This window comes from Micromonospora sp. DT63, assembly GCF_049841615.1.
Classification (GTDB): domain Bacteria; phylum Actinomycetota; class Actinomycetes; order Mycobacteriales; family Micromonosporaceae; genus Micromonospora.
The window spans coordinates 96,663-112,789 of record NZ_JBNCKQ010000002.1; the positions used below are offsets into that span (position 1 = coordinate 96,663).

The 16,127-nt window shown below is 71.1% G+C and carries 23 protein-coding genes; 12 read left to right on the forward strand and 11 right to left on the reverse strand.

The genetic code is table 11. From position 1 onward, the window contains the following. Positions 1-273: 273 nt before the first annotated feature. Together ACLQ27_RS07175 and ACLQ27_RS07180 are read left to right on the forward strand one after the other, a co-directional pair. Complete coding sequence (locus ACLQ27_RS07175) at positions 274-507, forward strand: hypothetical protein (RefSeq protein WP_255786514.1); 234 nt, start codon at positions 274-276, stop codon at positions 505-507. A gap of 48 nt (positions 508-555) precedes the next feature. After that, positions 556-750 carry a hypothetical protein gene (locus ACLQ27_RS07180; RefSeq protein ID WP_007464327.1) on the forward strand — a complete coding sequence of 65 codons (195 nt, stop codon included), beginning with the start codon at positions 556-558 and terminating at the stop codon, positions 748-750. A 64-nt stretch (positions 751-814) separates the two neighbouring features. Here the strand turns inward: ACLQ27_RS07180 and ACLQ27_RS07185 are convergent, their stop codons facing one another. Genes ACLQ27_RS07185 through ACLQ27_RS07195 form a run of 3 tightly spaced genes read right to left on the reverse strand, consistent with a single transcriptional unit; the run spans position 815 to position 2,072 of the window. Next, entirely contained in the window at positions 815-1,357 is a 543-nt protein-coding gene (locus tag ACLQ27_RS07185; RefSeq protein ID WP_234582100.1) for a DUF1360 domain-containing protein, read from the reverse strand. Positions 1,358-1,407: 50 nt separating this feature from the next. Further along, positions 1,408-1,734: a hypothetical protein gene (locus ACLQ27_RS07190; RefSeq protein ID WP_234582099.1), complete on the reverse strand. Its 327-nt coding sequence runs from the start codon at positions 1,732-1,734 to the stop codon at positions 1,408-1,410. After that, complete coding sequence (locus ACLQ27_RS07195) at positions 1,734-2,072, reverse strand: DUF6158 family protein (RefSeq protein ID WP_234582098.1); 339 nt, start codon at positions 2,070-2,072, stop codon at positions 1,734-1,736. Before ACLQ27_RS07195 ends, ACLQ27_RS07190 begins: the two co-directional genes overlap by 1 nt. A gap of 130 nt (positions 2,073-2,202) precedes the next feature. Between ACLQ27_RS07195 and ACLQ27_RS07200 the strand changes: the two genes are divergently transcribed. Together ACLQ27_RS07200 and ACLQ27_RS07205 are read left to right on the forward strand one after the other, a co-directional pair. Continuing rightward, positions 2,203-2,625: a hypothetical protein gene (locus ACLQ27_RS07200; protein ID WP_425866019.1), complete on the forward strand. Its 423-nt coding sequence runs from the start codon at positions 2,203-2,205 to the stop codon at positions 2,623-2,625. A 26-nt stretch (positions 2,626-2,651) separates the two neighbouring features. Then, positions 2,652-2,978 carry a DUF3817 domain-containing protein gene (locus tag ACLQ27_RS07205; protein ID WP_234582096.1) on the forward strand — a complete coding sequence of 109 codons (327 nt, stop codon included), beginning with the start codon at positions 2,652-2,654 and terminating at the stop codon, positions 2,976-2,978. A gap of 49 nt (positions 2,979-3,027) precedes the next feature. On the opposite strand, the gene ACLQ27_RS07210 is transcribed toward ACLQ27_RS07205, so the two are convergent. Continuing rightward, positions 3,028-3,510, reverse strand: a complete 483-nt coding sequence (locus tag ACLQ27_RS07210) for a DUF6232 family protein (protein ID WP_425866021.1) — start codon at positions 3,508-3,510, stop codon at positions 3,028-3,030. 537 nt (positions 3,511-4,047) lie between these two features. Here ACLQ27_RS07210 and ACLQ27_RS07215 point away from each other — a divergent pair. Further along, positions 4,048-5,025 carry a C40 family peptidase gene (locus ACLQ27_RS07215; protein ID WP_374109244.1) on the forward strand — a complete coding sequence of 326 codons (978 nt, stop codon included), beginning with the start codon at positions 4,048-4,050 and terminating at the stop codon, positions 5,023-5,025. 72 nt (positions 5,026-5,097) lie between these two features. Here ACLQ27_RS07215 and ACLQ27_RS07220 read toward each other — a convergent pair whose 3' ends face one another. From ACLQ27_RS07220 to ACLQ27_RS07240, 5 genes are all read right to left on the reverse strand, one after another. Beyond that, complete coding sequence (locus ACLQ27_RS07220) at positions 5,098-6,087, reverse strand: sigma-70 family RNA polymerase sigma factor (RefSeq protein ID WP_083915936.1); 990 nt, start codon at positions 6,085-6,087, stop codon at positions 5,098-5,100. Positions 6,088-6,487: 400 nt separating this feature from the next. Then, the gene (gene murQ, locus ACLQ27_RS07225) at positions 6,488-7,444 is read right to left on the reverse strand and encodes an N-acetylmuramic acid 6-phosphate etherase (RefSeq protein WP_374109243.1); all 957 of its coding nucleotides are present in this window, start codon (positions 7,442-7,444) and stop codon (positions 6,488-6,490) included. Then, complete coding sequence (locus ACLQ27_RS07230) at positions 7,441-8,355, reverse strand: MurR/RpiR family transcriptional regulator (RefSeq protein WP_234582093.1); 915 nt, start codon at positions 8,353-8,355, stop codon at positions 7,441-7,443. Before ACLQ27_RS07230 ends, murQ begins: the two co-directional genes overlap by 4 nt. 75 nt (positions 8,356-8,430) lie before the next feature. Next, on the reverse strand, positions 8,431-8,859 hold the full coding sequence (locus ACLQ27_RS07235; protein WP_425866024.1) for a hypothetical protein: 429 nt from the start codon (positions 8,857-8,859) through the stop codon (positions 8,431-8,433). Further along, positions 8,754-9,446, reverse strand: coding sequence for an NAD-dependent epimerase/dehydratase family protein (locus tag ACLQ27_RS07240; protein ID WP_425866026.1), 693 nt, complete (start codon positions 9,444-9,446; stop codon positions 8,754-8,756). The genes ACLQ27_RS07235 and ACLQ27_RS07240 overlap by 106 nt, the downstream gene beginning before the upstream one ends. 93 nt (positions 9,447-9,539) lie before the next feature. On the opposite strand from ACLQ27_RS07240, the gene ACLQ27_RS07245 reads away from it, so the two are divergent. Next, on the forward strand, positions 9,540-10,232 hold the full coding sequence (locus ACLQ27_RS07245; protein ID WP_357496099.1) for an SDR family NAD(P)-dependent oxidoreductase: 693 nt from the start codon (positions 9,540-9,542) through the stop codon (positions 10,230-10,232). On the opposite strand, the gene ACLQ27_RS07250 is transcribed toward ACLQ27_RS07245, so the two are convergent. After that, the gene (locus ACLQ27_RS07250) at positions 10,217-11,005 is read right to left on the reverse strand and encodes a dTMP kinase (protein WP_357575748.1); all 789 of its coding nucleotides are present in this window, start codon (positions 11,003-11,005) and stop codon (positions 10,217-10,219) included. The genes ACLQ27_RS07245 and ACLQ27_RS07250 overlap by 16 nt on opposite strands. A gap of 119 nt (positions 11,006-11,124) precedes the next feature. Here ACLQ27_RS07250 and ACLQ27_RS07255 point away from each other — a divergent pair, with 119 nt between their 5' ends. The 5 genes from ACLQ27_RS07255 to ACLQ27_RS07275 all read left to right on the forward strand — a co-directional run bounded on the left by ACLQ27_RS07255 (position 11,125) and on the right by ACLQ27_RS07275 (position 13,611). Further along, positions 11,125-11,772, forward strand: coding sequence for a nucleotidyltransferase family protein (locus tag ACLQ27_RS07255; protein WP_255786510.1), 648 nt, complete (start codon positions 11,125-11,127; stop codon positions 11,770-11,772). Then, positions 11,769-12,044 (forward strand): hypothetical protein, encoded by a 276-nt coding sequence (locus ACLQ27_RS07260; RefSeq protein WP_234582088.1) that lies wholly within the window; start codon positions 11,769-11,771, stop codon positions 12,042-12,044. Before ACLQ27_RS07255 ends, ACLQ27_RS07260 begins: the two co-directional genes overlap by 4 nt. A gap of 10 nt (positions 12,045-12,054) precedes the next feature. Continuing rightward, complete coding sequence (locus ACLQ27_RS07265) at positions 12,055-12,831, forward strand: metallophosphoesterase family protein (RefSeq protein WP_234582087.1); 777 nt, start codon at positions 12,055-12,057, stop codon at positions 12,829-12,831. After that, positions 12,822-12,965, forward strand: coding sequence for a GPGG-motif small membrane protein (locus ACLQ27_RS07270; protein WP_007464364.1), 144 nt, complete (start codon positions 12,822-12,824; stop codon positions 12,963-12,965). The genes ACLQ27_RS07265 and ACLQ27_RS07270 overlap by 10 nt, the downstream gene beginning before the upstream one ends. A 151-nt stretch (positions 12,966-13,116) precedes the next feature. After that, positions 13,117-13,611, forward strand: a complete 495-nt coding sequence (locus ACLQ27_RS07275) for a TspO/MBR family protein (protein ID WP_357496094.1) — start codon at positions 13,117-13,119, stop codon at positions 13,609-13,611. A 54-nt stretch (positions 13,612-13,665) separates the two neighbouring features. On the opposite strand, the gene ACLQ27_RS07280 is transcribed toward ACLQ27_RS07275, so the two are convergent. After that, positions 13,666-14,439, reverse strand: a complete 774-nt coding sequence (locus ACLQ27_RS07280) for a M23 family metallopeptidase (protein WP_357575731.1) — start codon at positions 14,437-14,439, stop codon at positions 13,666-13,668. 251 nt (positions 14,440-14,690) lie between these two features. Here ACLQ27_RS07280 and ACLQ27_RS07285 point away from each other — a divergent pair, with 251 nt between their 5' ends. Next, on the forward strand, positions 14,691-16,037 hold the full coding sequence (locus tag ACLQ27_RS07285) for an ABC transporter substrate-binding protein (RefSeq protein ID WP_234582084.1): 1,347 nt from the start codon (positions 14,691-14,693) through the stop codon (positions 16,035-16,037). Positions 16,038-16,127: the final 90 nt, after the last annotated feature.

The following is a 16,127-nucleotide window of genomic DNA, read 5'->3' on the forward strand; positions in this document are numbered from 1 at the left end:
ACATGCGACGGTGGGGCCTGGTTAACTGAGGTGTCGGTGTGCTCAGTGTCCCCGGGCCTCACCTAAATAGCCCTCGCGGAATACCGTTCGGCTGGAGCCGCGTCGCGCCACTCGCCGAGAGGCGACCTACACACCGACACCAGCGCCGCCCCCGGCCCACAAGGCTCGGGGGCGGCGCTGTGTGTTGCGGTGCCGCTGCCCGGAACGCGGGCTGTGCCGCTGCCCGGAACGCGGGCCACCGGCGCGACGTTTGACCGATTCCGCCCCGGGTAGCTGATCGGCGTGACCGACGACGCATCTGTGGCCGACGAGCCGGACACCCGCGCCCTCGACGACCTGCTCGACGACATCTTCCGAGGTCAGGAGCGGGTCACCCAGGCGGACATCTACCGCCGGGCGGTGGCCGCCGACCTTCCCGCGGAGCTGCTCGCGCGCATCGACGCGCTGCCCGAGGGCGAGTACGCGGTGGACGAGGCCAGCGACCTGCTGGGCGGCACCGTCGCCTGAGCCGCGCCAGCGCAACAAGCGAAGCCAGCGACCCGAAGGGACACCACAATGACGCACCACGAGGACCATGACGAGAAGGTCCCGGCGCTGGGTCAGCCGCCGAAGGGCCGGGACACCACGCCCGAGCCGGACTTCGCCAACGAGCACGACCGCACGGCGGTGGACCGGGACATCATCACCGGCGAGGACGAGGACGAACGGGAGCCGGAGTCGCCGCACGGCTGGTCCGGCATGCAGCGCTGACGCGTACGACAGCGGGGGCCGGCGAATCCGCCGGCCCCCGCTGTGCTGCGCTCGTCAGGTCGCTTCAGTCCTCGTCGTCGTGCCCACCCTCGGCGGCCTGCTGCGCCGTGGCGTACGCCATTTGGAGGAAGTCGGACGCGGCCACCGCCGTCAGCGCGGTGGCCACCAGACGCGTGAGGCGGGGGGCGAGCACCAGGCCCCCGGTCAGCCCCGTGGCGACCCAGACCGCCAGGCAGAACGGGCAGCTGAGCAGCTCGCCGATGGCGTGCCGGGTGGAGCTGCCCGAGTCGCGGACCTGCTCCATCACCTCACCGCTGCCGATCGGCCGGTCATAGCGGGTGAACGGTGCCCGCAACGGGCTGGTGACCGCGTCCTTGGACAGCAGCCGGCTGAGCTTGTGCGTGGCGATGGAGAGCAACACGACGTCGGCGGCTGCGGGACGTTCGGGCACCGGGCGGCCGGTCACCTTGACCAGACCGGCCAGCGCCCCGGTCACCCCGGCGTAGGTGCCCATCGCCACCAGGTAGCCGCCGAGCGGCCGGTGCTCGTGCGGCGCGTACGCCCGGCGCAGCCGCGCCGCCTTCTGTCGCAGGCCAGTGTCGCTCACCGTTCTCCTCACATGTCGTCGTGGTGCGAAAGCGGCCGTCGGTGCCGGTGTCAGCCGGCCTGGAGGTTGTCGGCGACCTCGCGGGCGAGGTTGGTCAGCGCCTCGTCGGCCAACTGGTCCGGGTCGGCGTCCGAGCCGTCGGTCAGGTCGAGCTGGACCCGGGCGCCACCGGAGTCGGCCGGAGCCACCCGGATCTCGGCGGCCCAGTCGGCGTCGCCCCAGCGGGCCCGCATTTCCTCGCCGCTGATCTCGGCGGGTGGGCTCCCGTCGGAGCGCAGTGGCGCCGGCAACCAGGCCGACGCCCGAGCCGGGTCGGTGGCCGTGTTGAAGACCACCTCGGGTGGCGCGGACACGCCGCGCACGGCTCGCGCCGGCATCAGGCGTCCCGCAGGCGGCTCGGGTCGACCTCCCGGCCCGGGTGACGGGCGAGGTACTCGGTCTCCAGTTCGGCAGTGCGCCGCAGGTGGTTGGCGAGCGCGGAGTCCGCCGCGTGCCGGAGGGTGTCCAGCCGGGTGCGGTGCAGGCTGTGCATCTCGCGGATCAGATCGTCGTCGGTCAGCTCCGTCGGGTCGACGCCGAGCGCGTCGCCGTCGAGATCGGCACCACCGGAGTCGGCGAGGTGGTCGCCGCCCCACTCGGGCACCCGCTGCTCCGGGCTCATCTCCGTGCTGCCGCTGGACCCAAAGCCGTCCTCGCGTACCGATCCGGTCATCATCGCCCCCCTGGTCTCGTTTGGGCTGGCGTCTAGACGGATGCCCACACCGGGTGACGCCAAACCATCGGACCCACGTGGCACCTACGACACGGTGTCGGAGACCGCAGTCGTTCCCGGTACCCTCGACGCCATGAGGTGGCTCTGGACCCCGGCGTGGATCGCACGTCACGTGGCCATGGTCGTGCTGGTCGTGGGCTTCCTCGGGCTGGGCTGGTGGCAGATCAGCCGGGCCACGGCCGGCAACAACCTCAGCTGGGGGTACGCCGTCGAGTGGCCGATCTTCGCCGGCTTCGTGGTGTACGTCTGGTGGCGCGAGGTGCGGCTGGCCCGCCGCAGCGCGGAGGTGGCCGCCGAGCCACCGGCGGACCCCGCCGTCGAGCCGCCGCCGGCCGCGACCGTCGGCTCCCGTCCGGCGGTACGCCGACCGGTGCGGGTGGCCCGGGTGCCGGTCGACGCGACGCGCGGCGACGACGCCGACCTGGCCGCCTACAACGACTACCTGTCATGGTTGAACGCCAATCCGGGCGCCCGGCCCGGTGACTATCCCGGCTGAGCCGGGGCTCGGAAGGACGGACGAAGGTGGGCGCAGCCCTTACCCGGTACCGCGTGATCGCCTGGATCGTGGGCGTGGTGCTGATCCTGCTGGTAGTTGTCGGCATGCCACTGAAGTACGCGTTCGACAACCCGGTGGTGGTGGAGACGGTCGGGCCGGCGCACGGCTTCCTCTACATGATCTACCTGGTGGCCGCGTTCGACCTGAGCCGCCGGGCCGACTGGCCGTTGAAGCGGATGCTCCTGGTGATGCTCGCCGGCACCGTGCCGTTCGTCTCGTTCTACGCCGAGCGTCGCGTCACCGCCTGGCTGGACCGGCCCGCGACCCGTACGCCGGAGCCGGTCGCCAGCTGACCGGCCGCCGGGGGCCGAGCAGGGCCAGGCACACCACCGTCGGGTCTGATCAGCGGTTCGGCCGCCAGGGGTCGGCCGAGGCGAGCGGGTCGACCCAGCCGCCGTACCGGTTGACCTCCCGGGCACGCAGCAGCGCCCGGGTGACCTGGCCGAACTGCCTCTCGTCGTCGGCGGTGAACAGCAGCACCTCGGCGCCCCGATGCCATCCCCACAGCTCGTACGGCGGTGGGCGCCAGCGGTCCCCGACCAGGGCGAGTGCCGCCGGCAGCAGGAGCACCGCCCCGAGGATGAGGTACGCCTCGGCGGTCAACCGTTGCAGGCCGCCGCTGAAGCCGAGGAGCAGGCCGACCACGCCGATCATGGATGCGGTGATCACCACGGCCCGGACGGCGATGCGGTCGTGCGGGCCCCGGGTGGTGCGTAGGTGGGTCAGGTCGACGATGCGATAGCTGGTGCGGCCGACGGTGAACCGGTCGACGGTGACGATGATGCCGGGCCGCGCGTACAGCAGCGTGGACCTGGCTCCGGGCACCGTTCGTTGCGGTCGCGTCTTTGCGCCTTCACGATTCACGGTTCCTCCCGTGGGGCGGTCTGCCGGGTTCGGTCCGTGGCCGGGCATCGCTGCCCGGGGACGGGATTCCCGGCTGCGGCTCCATTGTGTTGGGGCACCGCCACTCCACCTGGGCATTTACGATTCCGACCTGCTCACCCGACCGGGGGACATCGTCGCGAAACAGCATCCATTTCAGCTTTTATCGGATATTGGCGGAGGTCATCCGACGGCATACGCCCGGAACGACGAAAGTCAGATATCGGTCAGTGAATGCGAAAAGGGACTCACGACGATCCCCCGTTCCGCGTCAGCAGCCCCGCTGGTGTCACCGACAGCAGCGGCACTTCCCGCCACTTCGCCAACATTCGCCCCTGCTTCAACTGCGCGGCACAACCGTCCCGGGTTAGGTTGGGCGAGCCGGTCCGGCCCAGTGCCGTCCACCCGGGTGGCCCCGGCCGGTGTCGCCGAGGGCGTCAGCAGCCCCGTCGGCGACCGTGGGAGAGGGGCCCTTCGCTCTTGTCATCCCTGAGAACCCTGCTGCGTACCGCGGTGCTGGCCGGCATGTCGGCCGCACTGATCGCCCCGACGGCGGTGGCCCACGCCGAGCCGTCCCCCGCCGACCTGACCCACCGGATCGAGACCTCCTCGGCCGAGTTGGAACGGATCGTGGAGTCCTACAACAAGCTCACCGAGGACATCAAGGTCAACAAGACCGCGGTGGCCCGATTACAGGCCCGCATCGGCCCTCTGGAACAGCAGGCCGAGCAGAGCCGCGCCGACGTCGCGGCACTCGCCAACACCGCGTACAAGAGCGGTGGCCTGAGTACGGCGGACGCGCTGCTGCGTCCCGGCGGCTCCGTCGCTCTGCTCGACCGGCTCGGCACCCTCGATCAGCTGACCCGCCAGCGCCAGGAGCGCATCTCCGGCTTCACCGCGAACCAGCGGCGGCTGCTCGACGAGAAGACACGCCTGGACGCCACGCTGGCCCGGCAGGCCGCCCAGGCCCGCGAGCTGGCGGCGGGCAAGAAGCGCATCGAGAGTGACCTGGCCGACCTGTACGAGCTGCGCCGGCAGGCGTACGGGGCCGCCACCGAGCGACCCGCGCCCAAGGCGGCGGAGGCCGAGGCCAGGAACGTGCCGGCAGTGGCCGGGGACGCCGGCGCGGCGGTGCGCTACGCCTTCGGGGCGATCGGCAAGCCATACGTCTGGGCCGGCGACGGGCCGAACGGCTACGACTGTTCCGGACTGACCCTCGCGGCCTGGCGGGCGGCCGGCAGGTCGCTGCCGCACAGCGCACGGCTGCAGTGGGGAGCGGTCGCCCACATCGGTCGGGGTGACCTGCGGCCGGGAGACCTGATCTTCTACAGCGGGCTCGGGCACGTCGCTCTGTACGTGGGCGACGGTCAGGTCATCGACGCGCCGAGCGCCGGTCGCAACGTGCTCAAACGCGGCATGAACATGATGTCCATCCACGGCTACGGCCGGGTCCGCTAGCCCGACCCAGTGACGGCGAACGGCCGGCGTCCCCCTATCGGACGCCGGCCGTTCGCCGTCATTACTACCAGGTCAGGCTGCCTGCAGCCCCTCTGCGCGGGCCAGCTCGCGGAGCCGGCCGAGGGCCTGGATCTCCAGCTGCCGGATCCGCTCGCGGGACAGCGAGAAGCGGGACGCGACCTCGGTCAGCGAGTGCTCGCGGCCGTCCTCCAGCCCGTAGCGGGCCCGCATGATGCCCGCGGACCTGTCGTCGAGGTGGTTGAGCAACCCCTCGATGCGCTGCCGCTCCAGCCCGCTGAGGACGATGTCCTCCGGCGACGGCGCGTCGCTGTCGGCGACCAGGTCGCCGAGGTTCGTGTCGCCGTCGTCGCCCACCGGGGTGTCCAGCGAGACGGTGTCCTGCGACCAGCGGCGCAACTCGTTGACCCGCTCGACGGTGACGCCGAGCGACGCCGCGATCTGCTCCGGCTCCGGGTCGCTGCCCAGCTCACGGGTGAGCTGCCGGGTCACGTTCCGCATCCGGTTGACGTCCTCCACCAGGTGCACCGGCAGACGGACGGTGCGCTCCTGCTGGGCGATCGCCCGGCTGATGGCCTGGCGGATCCACCAGGTGGCGTAGGTGGAGAACTTGTAGCCACGCTCGTAGTCGAACTTCTCGACCGCCCGGACGAGGCCGGTGTTGCCCTCCTGGATCAGGTCCAGCATGGGCATGCCCGAGCGCACGTAACGACGCGCGATCGACACGACCAGTCGCAGGTTGGCGCGGATGAAGAGGTCCTTCGCGCGCTCACCCTCGACGACCAGCCGCTCCAGGTCGGCCCGGTCGACACCGTCGGGGACGGCGTCCTCGCCGAGCAGGTGCTCCGCGTAGAGGCCGGCCTCGATCGCCTTGGAGAGATCGACCTCCTTGGCGGCGTCCAGCAGTGGCGTCCGGGAGATCTCGTGCAGGTAGACGCCGACCAGGTCGCGCTCCTCGGCAACCTCGTCGGTGCGCATGCCGATGTTCTTGTCCACGTTGCCCACGGTCCCCTCGCTCGCGCCGGTTGCCCGGTTCCTTGCCATTCCCCACGTCCGGTCAGCCCCTGGTAACTTCTGCTGTGCCCACCGTCGCTGACACCTACACAACAGATGAGACGTGTCGGGGATTCCATGTCGTGAGTCGAAAGTGTCACGAATGCCTGAGTAGTTGCTGAGAGCACGGTCCATGTTTGCTGTCAGCACCCGTCGGGTGGCTCGCCGCTGGGCACCTCGAACGGGTTGGTGGGTCGACGAATCGCTGATCGCCCGCACCATGGCAACACCGCCCGCTGTGCCGGCACAGCGACCCGGGTCACCTCCGTGCTGCGATCCTGGTCACTGCCAGATACGCAGCGATGGAGCCGTCGGTTCATCCACGGGGGTGTTATTACCCCCCGCCCCGATGAACAATCCGGAGCCCCGTTCGCTTCCCAGGCGGTACGGGCTAGGAGGCGAGCAGGGCGAGAGCCCCGCGAACCTGGTCGGCGGAGCGCGCCAGGGCGGCTCGGGCGGCCGCCACCTCGGCTCCGGAGACCAGTGAGACCAGCGCCGTCTTCAGGTCGCCGTCGGCCTCGTTGAGGGCCCGCCGGGAGACCTCCTCCGAGCAGCCGGTCGCCTCGACCAGGATCGAGATCATTCGTCCCCGGAGCTTCGCGTTGGTGGCCACCATATCGATCATGAGGTTCGAGTAGACCCGACCCAGGCGCACCATGACGGCGGTCGAGAACGTGTTCAGCACCAGTTTCTGCGCGGTGCCCGCCTTCATCCGGGTCGACCCGGTGACCACCTCGGGTCCGGTGTCCACCCCGATGAACACGTCGACCGACCGGGCGGCCTCCGCCTCCGGATTGGCGCACAGCAGCACCGTCGAGGCGCCCGCGGCGCGGGACGCGGCGAGCGCCCCGAGGACGTACGGGGTGCGTCCGCTGGCCGCCAGACCGACCACCAGGTCACCGGCGCGCACACAACCGGCAGCCTCGTCCGCCCCGTTCCGGTCGTCGTCCTCGGCGTCCTCCACGGCCCGCCACATGGCGTCCGGGCCGCCGGCCAGATGGGCGCAGAACCAGTGCCGGGGCGAGTTGAAGGTGGGAGCCAGCTCGGCCGCGTCGAGCACGCCCAGCCGGCCGGAGGTGCCGGCCCCGAAGTAGTGCACCCGGTGCCCGCCGCGCAACGCCGCCACCGCCAGGTCGACTGTGGTGGCGATCTCGTCGAGCACCGCGGCGACAGCCGCCGGCACCCGCCGGTCGGCCTCGTTGATCACGGTGAGCACGTCCCGGGTCGACATCAGGTCGAGGTCCGCGCTGAGGGGGTTGCGCCGTTCGGTGGGCGCTCCCACCCGGACCGTCGGGCGGGCTGGCGGTGCTGACATGTCTTCGTCCGGCTCCACCGAACCGGGCGTCATGCCCGCCTCCGACTGGCACCCACCCGGTGCGACTGAACCGCCTCGGCGGTCGCCTCCAGGGCCTTGCGGGCCCGGGACCGGTTGCGGGCGGCCACCCCGACGAAGAGGCAGTCGACGACGGTGAGCTGGGCGAGCCGGCTGGCCGTCGCTCCGGAGCGGTAGGTGGTCTCGCGGGCCGCGGTCGTCAGCACGAAGTCCGCGACCTCGGTGATCGGCGAGCGCGGGAAGTTGGTCAGCGCCACGGTGACCGCGCCCCGCGTCCGGGCCTGCTCCAGCACCTCGATGACGTCGGAGGTGCTGCCGGTGTGCGAGATGCCGACCGCGACGTCACCGCGGCCGAGCAGGGCGGCCGACGTCAACGCGGTGTGCACGTCCGGGAAGTAGAAGGCGATCCGCCCGATGCGGTGCAGCTTCTGCTGAAAGTCGGAGGCGACGAAGCCGCTGGCGCCGGCGCCGTAGATGTCGATCCGGCCCGCGCCCGCGATCGCCTCGACCACCTGCTCGCAGACGGCCGGGTCGAGCTGCTCGGCGGTCTCCTCGACGGCTCGGGCGTCATTGAACGCGATGGTGGCGATGATCTGGGCGAGGTCCGCGCCGGGCGGGATGTCGCCGCCGACGACCCGGGCGTCCGGCGGCTCGATGCGGCGGGCGGCCTCGGCTGCCAGCCGGATCCGCAGCTGTGGATAGCCGTCCATGCCTACCGACCGGCAGAACCGGATGACTGTCGCCTCCGACGTCTCCGCTGCGGTGGCGAGGTCGGTGATGGTCCGCCGGGCGGCAGCGGCCGGATCGGACACGACCAGCCGGGCGACCCGCTGCTCGGCGGGCGACAGCGATGGCAACAGCCCGCTGATGTGGACGATCAGCCCACCAGGCTCGTGACTCGCAGAAATCTTCGGACTCTTCGCCACGGATGAAACTTACTTTCACGAGGCGTGAGCGTCAACCATGACCACATGTAGTGGGAAAAGTGTCGACGACCGGGATCACGCGTTCCGCCCAGCCTGCCACTCCTGGAGAATCGCCGCCTCATCCGCCGGGTCGAGTCCACCTTGCCGTACGGCGTCGGGCCGCGCTGTCATCCAGGACACTGTCGCCCGAACGGTGTCGGACAACTGACGGACCGTCAGACCCGCGTCCAGTGCCGGCCGGGCGTCCCGGTCCATCAGGCCAGCCGACTCCGGCAGCCGCACCCAGAGCGGCAACGCCCGCTCCCCCGACCATTCGCGTACGTCGTGGGCCGACAGGAAGTCCTGATCGATCCAGGTGAGGCGCGCGTCGGTGGCACCCAGACCGGCCGCCACACCGGTCAGCAGATCGGCGCGGGACATCGCCGGGCCGATGCCGTCGTAGGTGCCGGCGAGGCGGGAGTCGGCGGCGTGCAGCAGCCAGCCGGCCAGGTCGGCGACGTCCACGAACTGCACCCGGTCGGTCGGCCGTCCGGGCGCGAGACCTCCCCGCCGCGCGCCAACCGGCGCACCCAGTACGGGAAGCGGTCGCTCGGGTCCTCCGCGCCGACGATCAGCCCCGCCCGGCAGATGAACGACGGCCGCGCGCCCCTCAGTTCGCGGACCAGCCGCTCGATGCTGACCTTGCACTCGCCGTACCAGCGGTGGTCCGGGCCGACCGGAGCGTCCACGTCCGGCGGGGCGGGCGACAGCAGCGGCGCGTCCGCAGCGGTCTGACCCGGGGTGGTGTTGTCCGCGTACACCGAGATCGTGGACACGAACGACCAGTGGCCGACGTGATCGGCAAGTGCGGCGAGCGCGTGCCGGGCATGGCTGACCTGGCGGGTCACGTCCACCACCGCGTCGAACCCGGCGCCGGCGAGCGGCACCAGCGCCTCGGGGTCGTCGCGGTCGACCGGCACGAACCGCGCACCGGTCGGCACGACACCTGACACGCCCCGAGCCGCGCAGGTCACGTCGTGGCCCTGCGCCACGGCGAGCCGGGCCACCGCCCGGCCGAGAAACCGGGTGCCACCGAGAATCAGGATCCGCATCCGCCGATCCTGCGCCGAGGCCGACCAGAAAGACGAATCCCTCTGCTCTCGGCAGACAGCACCCCGCCCGGTGGACGCGTTAGCGTGTGGCGCATGGCGGAGCGCAGCGTGGTGGTGACCGGAGGCACGGGTGGGCTCGGCGGGGCGGTCGTCGCCTCGTTCGTCGAGGCGGGCTGGCGGGTGGTCGTACCGCAGCGGGCCGCCCGGCCCGGCTCGGAGCCGGCGGCGGACGGGGTGGTCCCGCTCGTCGCGGACCTGACCGATCCGGCCGGCGCGGCCCGCGTCGTCGAGGCCGCCGTCGGCGACCCCGCGGCGCCGCTGCGGGCGGTGGTCAACCTCGTCGGCGGGTACGCGAGCGGTGGCCTGGTGCACGAGACACCTGTCGAGGAGTTCGAGCGGATGCTCACCGTCAACCTGCGACCCACCTACCTGGTCACCCAGGCCGCGCTGCCGCACCTGGTCGCGGCCGGTGGCGGCGCGGTGGTGTGCGTCTCGGCCCGTGCGGCCCTCACCCCGTTCGCCGGAGCGGCCGGCTACGTCACGGCCAAGGCTGCGGTGTTGGCGTTCGCCAACGCGGTGGCGGTCGAATACCGCTCCCGCAACGTGCGCTGCAACACCGTGCTGCCCAGCGTCATCGACACCCCGGCGAACCGGGCCGCGCAGCCCGACGCCGACCACTCCCGCTGGGTCACGCCTGCCGAGATCGCGCCGGTGATCCGCTTCCTCGCTTCGACGGACTCCGCGCCGACCACCGGGGCCAGCGTTCCGGTCTACGGACGCGCCTGAACGAGCAGGGACGCGACCTCGCCGCGCCCGGTGCGCTCCTGCGGCGGCGCGGCGGGCGGGGGCGCCGCCTGCGCCGACGCGGGCGGGGGCGCCGGCTGCGGCTCGTCGGGGGGCGGCGGTCCCTCCGCCGCTGCACCTGTGGGATCCGGGCGGACGTCCGAGCGCAGCCAGGTCGCCAGGTGCGCCTGGATCTGCTCGGTCACCTCCTCGGTCGAGCGGCCCGCGTCGACGAGGACGAAGCTCGGGTACTCGGGCAGGGTCCGGTAGGCGGTGTCCGCCGCCGTGAGCCAACCCATCGACTCGTGGTCGGTGCCGCGCTCCTCGATGCGCTGGTACGCCACGGCTGGGTCGACGGCGAGCAGGAAGGTCACCTGGGGCGTCGGAAACAGCCGGTAGCCGGCCCGGGCCAGACGCTCCCAGCGGTGCCCGCCGTGCGCGCGGATGCTGGCGTACTGGCAGGCCGAGTAGCGGTCCATCACCGCCGTGCGGCCGGTGAGCAGGCAACTGAGCAGGGCCACGGCGATGGCGAGCCAGCGCAGCACGGACTCCACCGCGAGCACGCCGTCGCGCCCGACGAGCCGCTGGGCGTCCGGGAGGCCGAGCCGGTGCGCGACGCGGCCGAGCCAGCGACGCCCGCTGGCGTTGCGGCGGTACGTCGCGGGGCGGCCGGCGGCGGTCAGCGCGTCGGCGAGCCGGTGTGCCTGCGTGGTCTTGCCCGAGCCGTCGATGCCGATCAGGGCGACGGTGCGCAATCGGGCTCGGCCGCGTCGCATCCCCGATGATCTGGCCACCCTCGACAGAATATCCGACCGATGCTTGCGCGCCGCGCTTTTTGTGGCTGTTTGTCCCCGTTGGCACCCGAGCGCGACGACAGCAGGTGTGGGCGACCGGAATGCCGGGTACGGGAGTTCGAATCCAACCGCCTGTCCACCAACACGACCGACGGGAGATCCAGATGGCTGAGCGCGGGGACGAGAGTCTGGTGCACACCCTCAAGAAGGTCGCCGCCGTGCTCAAGCAGTCCGAGATCCCGTTCGCCCTGGGCGGCAGCTTCGCCGTCTACGCCCACGGCGGCCACTCGAGCGACCACGACGTCGACTTCCTGATCCGCGAGGCCGACGTCGAGCGGTCCCTGGAGGCGCTCGTGGCAGCGGGCTTCCGCGCCGAGCGGCCGCCGGAGGACTGGCTGGTCAAGGTCTTCGACGACGGGCGGATGGTGGATCTGATCCACCGGCCGATCGAGACGCCGGTGACCGAGGAGACGTTCGCCGACACCGTCGTGCGGCCGGTGGACGCCATCCACATGCCGGTCCTCTCCGCCACCCAGCTCATGGTGCACAAGCTGCTGAGCTTCTCCCAGCACTACTGCGACTTCGCCCGCGGCCTGCCACTGGCCCGGTCGCTGCGGGAGCAGATCGACTGGGAACGGGTACGCAAGGAGACGCAGCACTCGCCGTACGCCGAGGCGTTCCTGGTGCTGCTGGACCGGCTGGAGGTGGTGCCCGAGCCCGGCACCACGGCAGGAGAGGAGACACCGTGACGAGCGATCAGGCCGGTGGCGCGGCGCCACCCGACGAGTACGTCGAAGCGGAGATCCAACGGCTGCTCACCGAGGATCCGGCTGTCGCCGAACAGGGGATCACCGTCATCCGCCGGGAGGACACCCTCGTGCTGTACGGCGAGGTGGAGAGCGCGCACCGGCGGGAGGAGATCCTGCGCCGGGTGGCGGAGCGCTTCCCGGACGTGCCGATCTCCAGCGACATCGGTGTGATCCGCGCCCAGGCGCCCACGGAGATCGAGCAACTGCCCTGAGGGAGGTTTCATGGTGATCCGGATCGCCGCCGTGGGCGACGTGCATCTGGACGAGGACGTGGTCGGCCGGTTCCGCCCGGCGCTGGAGGAGCTGCCGGAGTGCGCCGACGTGCTGCTGCTGGCCGGCGACCTGACCCGGCACGGCACCGAGGCCGAGGCGCGCTGCGTGGCGCAGGAGTTCGGCGGGTTGGCCGTGCCGGTGGTGACCGTGCTGGGCAACCACGACCACCAGTGTGACCAGGTGCCGCAGGTCGTGAAGGTGCTTGAGGACGCGGGCATCACCGTGCTGGAGGGCGACGGCGTGGTGCTGGACTGCGCGGGCGGCCGGCTCGGCATCGCCGGCGTGAAGGGCTTCGGCGGAGGGTTCGCCGGCCGGTGCGCGAGCGACTTCGGCGAGCCGGAGATGAAGTCGTTCGTCCGGACCACCAACGAGAGCGCGGAGCGCCTCGGTGCGGCCCTGCGCTCGCTGGACTGCGACATGCTCGTCGCGCTGACCCACTATTCGCCAGTCCCGGACACGTTGGTCGGTGAGCCGCTGGAGATCTACCCGTTCCTGGGGTCGTACCAGCTCGGGCAGGCGATCGACTCGGCGCCCACGGCGCTGGCCGTGCACGGGCACGCCCACGCCGGCACCGAGCGCGGCACCACCCCTGGAGGCGTACGAGTCCGCAATGTGGCGCACCCGGTGATCAAGCAGGCGTACAGCGTCTTTCATGTCGGGGATCAACTCGACACCGACCAGGTTTCCCCGATCGGAGGGTCGGGTAGTCAGAGGTCATGGAGCTGATTCTCTGGATTCTCGCAGTCGTACTCGTGGTCGCCGGCATCCTCGCGCTGTTCCGCCGGCAGATCCTGTGGGGCATCGTCCTCATCGTCGTCGGGCTGTTGGTCGGCCCGGGTGGTGTCAGCATCTTCAATTGACGTTCGCACCCTCTGACAACTCATCGGAACACCGGGACCCGTCGGGGTCGCCGCGACCGGAGCTTCGTCCTCCCGACAGAAGCACCGGCCGCGGCGGCCCCGGCGCTGCTGTGTGGGTTTGACCCGACGGTCGAGCGGCAATATCTCGACCATGGAGACATCTCGCGAGGCACGGCCCACGTCCGGCCGACGGTCGCGCTGGGCGCTCGCCGGCTTCGCGGCGGCGGTCTTCGTCGCGGCCGCGATCGGCGGACTGGGTGTGCAGGGCACCACCGACGAGTACGCGAGCCTGCGACAGCCGGGCTGGGCACCGCCGTCCTGGCTCTTCGGCCCGGTCTGGACGGTGCTCTACGCGCTGATCGCCCTGGCCGGCTGGCTGGTGTGGCGTCGGGTCGGCTTCTCCCCCGCGCTCTGGGCGTGGACCGCGCAACTCGTCCTGAACGCCATCTGGACGCCGCTGTTCTTCGGCGCGGGGCGGTACGGGCTGGCGTTCGCCGAGATCGTGGTGATGTGGCTGGCGATCGGCCTCACCGTGGCGCTCTTCGCCCGAGTGTCCCGGGTCGCGACCGCGCTGCTGCTGCCGTACTGGGCGTGGGTCACGTTCGCCGCCGCGCTCAACCTGGCGATCTGGCGGCTGAACACCTGACCGGCGAGGCCCCCGGCAGGCGCGTGCCTACCGGGGACCACCGTGCGCCTCCGCTCAGCAGCGGGGGATGCCCGGGATGTAGCCGTCGTAACCGGTGTAGACGTACGCGTCGGCGATGAAGCGCCCGCTGCCGATGCGGTCCCAGATCGAGCTGGTGCCGTACGTGCCGGTGACCGTGGTGCCGCTGGTCTGGCAGGCGATGGTCACCCGGGTGCCGTCGGAGACGGTGCCGACCGAGGCGTAGCCCGTGCCCGGGCCGGAGCGGACGGTCAGCGGCGTGCCACTGGTGTCGACCGTGGCGTTGCCGGTGCCCGACGAGCAGCCGTTGTTGCTGGTGTAGGTCTTGGTGCCCCAGTACAGGGCCAAAGTGCCGTTGAACCTGACCTTGATGTCGCTGCCATTGAGGCGCTGCTCGTAGTGCAGGTGCGGGCCGGTGGATCCGCCGGTGCTGCCCACCCAGCCGATCACCTTGCCGTAGCCGACGGTCTGCCCCACCGAGACGTTGAAGCCCTGGAGGTGGGCGTAGTAGGTCGTGTAGCCGCCACCGTGGTCGATCCGGACGTACTTGCCGTAACTGGTGCCACCGAGGTCGGTCACCCGGTCGACCGTACCGGGGGCGCTGGCCACCACCGGGTCGCCGACGTCGTCGGTGCGGTTGAAGTCGACCGCGTTCGCCGGGCTGTGATCCGACCGGGTCTGCCCCGACCAGGACTGGCCGCACGGGAACGGCACCTTGAAGGTCGGCGCGGCCAGCGCCGGGCTCGCCGGCGCGAGGACTCCCCCGACGAGCAGGCCCGTCACCAGCAGGCTGATCCACCGCTTACGCATCCAGCTCCTCCTATGTTCAAAACCTTCGATGAGGTGGCCTCAGCCTGACAGATATCGCCAATCTTCGAAAGAGGCGGGATTCCCGACTGGGAGCGCGCCCAACCAGCGGCCACGAGGTTTCGGGATTGTTACTCGCTCGTGTCTGACAGGGGGTGGACCAGACCGGATGCAAGCGCTTACATGTGTGCACGCCCAATCGGACCGGCGAGGGTCACCAGCACCAGACCACGCCGGCTAGGAAGGAGGACGGCATGGCGGTCTTTACCAGACCACGCCAGGCCTTCGTGATCGCCGGTGTGCTCGGGCTGGCGCTCAGCGCCACCGCTTGCGGTACCGGTGACGACAAGAAGAGCGACAAGGCGGGCTCCGCGGAGTGCGCCCCATACGAGAAGTACCAGGGCAACGACGGCAAGAAGGTCTCCATCTACGCGTCCATCCGTGACGCCGAGGCCGACCTGCTCGAGCGCTCGTGGTCGCAGTTCACCGACTGCACCGGCATCGAGATCGCGTACGAGGGCAGCGGCGAGTTCGAGGCCCAGCTCCCCGTGCGGGTCGACGGCGGCAACGCGCCCGACATCGCCTTCGTGCCCCAGCCGGGCCTCGTGAAGCGGTTCGCGGACGCCGGCAAGCTGAAGTCCCTCGGCGCCGACACCAAGGCCCTGGCCGAGCAGAACATGCCGGCCGACTGGCTGAAGTACGGCACCGTGAACGGGACGCTCTACGGCGTGCCGCTCGGCGCCAACGTCAAGTCCTTCGTCTGGTACTCGCCCAAGACGTTCAAGGAGAAGGGCTGGGAGGTTCCGACCACCTGGGACCAGCTCATCGCCCTGAGCGACAAGATCGCCGCCAGTGGCATGAAGCCGTGGTGCGCGGGCGTCGAGTCCGGTGACGCCACCGGCTGGCCGGCCACCGACTGGATCGAGGACGTCCTCCTGCGTACGGCGGGCGCCGAGGTCTACGACCAGTGGACCACCCACCAGATCCCGTTCAACGACCCGAAGATCGTCGACGCGGTCGACCGCGCCGGCAGCATCCTCAAGAACGAGAAGTACGTCAACGGCGGCTTCGGCGGCGTCAAGAGCATCACCACCACCGCCTTCCAGGAGGCGGGCCTGCCGGTGACCACCGGCAAGTGCGCCATGCACCGACAGGCGTCGTTCTACGCCAACCAGTTCCCCGAGGGCACCAAGGTGGCCGAGGACGGCGACGCGTTCGCCTTCTACTTCCCGGCCATCGACGCGGCCAAGGGCAAGCCGGTGCTGGGCGCGGGCGAGTTCGTCGTCGCCTACGCCGACCGTCCCGAGGTGCAGGCGGTGCAGACCTACCTGGCCTCCGCCGAGTACGTGAACAGCCGCGCGAAGCTCGGCAACTGGGTCACGGCGAACAACAAGCTGGACATCGCCAACGTCGCCAGCCCGATCGACAAGCTCTCCGTCCAGCTCCTGCAGGACAAGACCGGCGTCTTCCGCTTCGACGGATCCGACCTGATGCCGGCCGCCGTCGGCGCGGGAACGTTCTGGAAGGGCATGGTCGACTGGCTGAACGGCAAGGCGACCGCCCCGGTGCTCCAGGGCATCGAGAGCAGCTGGCCTAAGTGATCCCGGCGGTGGGCCCGGCCCCGGACGCCGTCCCGGGGACCCGCCCCGGGGGGCCCGCAAGGGGTGGGTGTTGGAGATAGACATACCCCA

What these genes read in the sequence shown, in the direction of transcription:
- ACLQ27_RS07180 (WP_007464327.1), top strand. Translation starts at nt 556, where the DNA reads ATGACGCACCACGAGGACCATGACGAGAAGGTCCCGGCGCTGGGTCAG.
- ACLQ27_RS07190 (WP_234582099.1), bottom strand. Translation starts at nt 1,734, where the DNA reads ATGCCGGCGCGAGCCGTGCGCGGCGTGTCCGCGCCACCCGAGGTGGTC.
- ACLQ27_RS07195 (WP_234582098.1), bottom strand. Translation starts at nt 2,072, where the DNA reads ATGATGACCGGATCGGTACGCGAGGACGGCTTTGGGTCCAGCGGCAGC.
- ACLQ27_RS07200 (WP_425866019.1), top strand. Translation starts at nt 2,203, where the DNA reads ATGAGGTGGCTCTGGACCCCGGCGTGGATCGCACGTCACGTGGCCATG.
- ACLQ27_RS07220 (WP_083915936.1), bottom strand. Translation starts at nt 6,087, where the DNA reads ATGGCAAGGAACCGGGCAACCGGCGCGAGCGAGGGGACCGTGGGCAAC.
- murQ (WP_374109243.1), bottom strand. Translation starts at nt 7,444, where the DNA reads ATGACGCCCGGTTCGGTGGAGCCGGACGAAGACATGTCAGCACCGCCA.
- ACLQ27_RS07240 (WP_425866026.1), bottom strand. Translation starts at nt 9,446, where the DNA reads ATGCGGATCCTGATTCTCGGTGGCACCCGGTTTCTCGGCCGGGCGGTG.
- ACLQ27_RS07245 (WP_357496099.1), top strand. Translation starts at nt 9,540, where the DNA reads ATGGCGGAGCGCAGCGTGGTGGTGACCGGAGGCACGGGTGGGCTCGGC.
- ACLQ27_RS07250 (WP_357575748.1), bottom strand. Translation starts at nt 11,005, where the DNA reads ATGCGACGCGGCCGAGCCCGATTGCGCACCGTCGCCCTGATCGGCATC.
- ACLQ27_RS07255 (WP_255786510.1), top strand. Translation starts at nt 11,125, where the DNA reads ATGCCGGGTACGGGAGTTCGAATCCAACCGCCTGTCCACCAACACGAC.
- ACLQ27_RS07265 (WP_234582087.1), top strand. Translation starts at nt 12,055, where the DNA reads ATGGTGATCCGGATCGCCGCCGTGGGCGACGTGCATCTGGACGAGGAC.
- ACLQ27_RS07270 (WP_007464364.1), top strand. Translation starts at nt 12,822, where the DNA reads ATGGAGCTGATTCTCTGGATTCTCGCAGTCGTACTCGTGGTCGCCGGC.
- ACLQ27_RS07275 (WP_357496094.1), top strand. Translation starts at nt 13,117, where the DNA reads ATGGAGACATCTCGCGAGGCACGGCCCACGTCCGGCCGACGGTCGCGC.
- ACLQ27_RS07280 (WP_357575731.1), bottom strand. Translation starts at nt 14,439, where the DNA reads ATGCGTAAGCGGTGGATCAGCCTGCTGGTGACGGGCCTGCTCGTCGGG.
- ACLQ27_RS07285 (WP_234582084.1), top strand. Translation starts at nt 14,691, where the DNA reads ATGGCGGTCTTTACCAGACCACGCCAGGCCTTCGTGATCGCCGGTGTG.